Origin of the sequence: Deinococcus pimensis DSM 21231, assembly GCF_000519345.1 — a bacterium.
GTDB lineage: Bacteria > Deinococcota > Deinococci > Deinococcales > Deinococcaceae > Deinococcus_A > Deinococcus_A pimensis.
The window spans coordinates 3,577-4,891 of the sequence record NZ_KI912647.1 but is presented as its reverse complement, the minus strand read 5'-3'; the positions used below and the strand labels follow the sequence as shown (position 1 = coordinate 4,891).

At 74.2% G+C, this 1,315-nt stretch carries 2 protein-coding genes; both read left to right on the top strand.

The window, feature by feature from the left end:
- A partial coding sequence (ribA, locus tag DEIPI_RS39780) for a GTP cyclohydrolase II (protein ID WP_045234269.1) occupies window positions 1–787 on the top strand: 787 nt, incomplete at its 5' end.
- 19 nt (window positions 788–806) lie between these two features.
- Entirely contained in the window at window positions 807–1,271 is a 465-nt protein-coding gene (gene ribH / locus DEIPI_RS0112770; protein WP_027482013.1) for a 6,7-dimethyl-8-ribityllumazine synthase, read from the top strand.
- Window positions 1,272–1,315: the final 44 nt, after the last annotated feature.

The window sequence follows — 1,315 nt, the reverse complement described above, 5'->3', positions numbered from 1 at the left end:
GGGCGTGGTGCGCCGCGCGGGCCACACGGAGGCCGCCGTGGACCTCGCGCGGCTCGCGGGCCTCTCGCCCGCCGGGGTGATCTGCGAGATCGTCGGGGACGACGGGGAGATGTCGCGCCTGCCCGATCTGCTGGCCTTCGCGGCTCGGCACGGCCTCCTGGTGGGCACCATCGCCGACCTCGTGGAGCACCGCCTGAAGGCCGATCCGGACGTGCGCCGCGTCGCCGAGACGCGCCTGCCCACCGCGTACGGCGAGTTCCGCCTCGTCGGCTTCGAGGACGCCGTGACGGGCGCCCAGCACGTGGCGCTCGTGATGGGCGACGTCACGGACGAGCCCCTGCTCGTGCGCGTCCACAGCGAGTGCCTCACCGGGGACGCCTTCCACTCGCTGCGCTGCGACTGCGGCCCGCAGAGGGACGCGGCCCTCGCGGCCATCGCGCGCGAGGGGCGGGGCGTGCTGGTGTACCTGCGTCAGGAGGGGCGCGGCATCGGCCTGCTCAACAAGATCCGCGCGTACGCCCTGCAGGACGCGGGCGCGGACACCGTCGAGGCGAACGAACGCCTCGGCCTGCCGGTGGACGCGCGCGACTTCGGGCTGGGCGCGCAGATCCTCCGCTCGCTCGGCGCGCGCCGCCTGCGCGTCCTCACGAACAACCCCCGCAAGCTCGCCGGGCTCGCCCGCTTCGGGCTGAGCGTGGTGGAGCGCGTGCCCCTGCGCGTCGGCGAGGGCGAGTTCAACGCCCGCTACCTCGCCACGAAGCGCGACCGGCTCGACCATCTCCTCTGACTCCTCTGGAAGGACACCCATGAACCACGTCAAGGCCGACCTCATCGCGACCGATCTTCGCCTCGCGATCGTCAACACCCGCTGGAACCACCTCATCGTGGACCGCCTCGTGGAGGGCGCCGTCACCGCCTTCGAGCAGCACGGCGGCCACCCCGACCACCTCGACCTCGTCACCGCGCCCGGCAGTTTCGAGGTGCCGCTCGTCGCGCAGGCCCTCGCGCGCAGCGGGAGGTACGCGGGCGTCGTGTGCCTCGGCGCCGTCATCCGCGGCGCCACGGACCACTACGACCTCGTGGCGGGGAACGCCGCCTCGGGCCTCGCGCGGGTCAGCCTGGAGACGGGCGTGCCCGTCGCGTTCGGCGTCCTCACGACCGACACGATCGAGCAGGCCGTGGAGCGCGCGGGCACCAAGGCGGGCAACAAGGGCGCCGAGGCCCTGCTCGCCGTCGTGGAGACCGCGAACCTGCTCCGCAAGCTGGGCTGAGCCGACCTTGGCCGGGGACCGCCGACGCGCGTCGGCGGTCCCCG